The organism is Paenibacillus sp. P4_A7, assembly GCF_056402455.1.
In genome coordinates this window covers 1-1,221 of sequence record NZ_JBFUHJ010000787.1, presented here as the reverse complement: position 1 = coordinate 1,221, position 1,221 = coordinate 1, and the positions used below count along the sequence as shown (strand labels likewise).

The 1,221-nt window shown below is 52.4% G+C and carries 1 rRNA gene; it reads right to left on the bottom strand.

Annotated features, from left to right (window positions below):
* Positions 1-1,218: ribosomal RNA gene (locus tag AC1DWN_RS34000) — 23S ribosomal RNA — on the bottom strand; the annotation flags it as partial.
* Between the last annotated feature and the right edge of the window lie 3 nt (positions 1,219-1,221).

Here is a 1,221-nt window from a genome sequence, read left to right as displayed (position 1 = left end):
ACATGTCATAGCTTCGGTGGTGTGTTTAGCCCCGTTACATTTTCGGCGCAGAGTCACTCGACCAGTGAGCTATTACGCACTCTTTAAATGATGGCTGCTTCTAAGCCAACATCCTGGTTGTCTTTGCAACTCCACATCCTTTCCCACTTAACACACACTTGGGGACCTTAGCTGATGATCTGGGCTGTTTCCCTCTTGACAATGGATCTTAGCACTCACTGTCTGACTCCCGGTAAACATGTCTATGGCATTCGGAGTTTGACTGGACTTGGTAACCCTTGGCGGGCCCCGCACCCAATCAGTGCTCTACCTCCACGACACTCTTAACCGAGGCTAGCCCTAAAGCTATTTCGGGGAGAACCAGCTATCTCCGAGTTCGATTGGAATTTCTCCGCTACCCCCACCTCATCCCCGCATTTTTCAACATGCGTGGGTTCGGGCCTCCAGTGCGTGTTACCGCACCTTCACCCTGGACAGGGGTAGATCACACGGTTTCGGGTCTACGACCACGTACTTATTCGCCCTATTCAGACTCGCTTTCGCTACGGCTACAGCTTCCCGCCTTAACCTTGCACGTGATCGTAACTCGCCGGTTCATTCTACAAAAGGCACGCCATCACCCATTAATAGGGCTCTGACTTCTTGTAAGCGCACGGTTTCAGGTTCTTTTTCACTCCGCTTCCGCGGTGCTTTTCACCTTTCCCTCACGGTACTGCTTCACTATCGGTCACTAGGGAGTATTTAGCCTTGGCAGATGGTCCTGCCGGATTCCGACGGGGTTTCTCGTGTCCCGCCGTACTCAGGATCCGTCTCGGAGAGTGCTTGCTTTCGGTTACAGGGCTTTTACCTGCTCTGGCGGGCCTTTCCAGACCTCTTCGCCTACCAAACACCTTTGTAACTCCATGTGAGACGTCCTACAACCCCAAGGAGCAAGCTCCTTGGTTTGGGCTAATCCGCGTTCGCTCGCCGCTACTGACGGAATCACTTTTGTTTTCTCTTCCTCAGGGTACTTAGATGTTTCAGTTCCCCTGGTATGCCTCTATTCAACCTATGTATTCAGTTGAAAGTAACTGTCCATTACGACAGCTGGGTTTCCCCATTCGGAAATCCTCGGATCAATGCCTGCTTACGGCTCCCCGGGGCGGTATCGTTGTTCGCCACGTCCTTCTTCGGCTCCTAGTGCCTAGGCATCCTCCGTGCGCTCTTACTAGCTTAACCTAA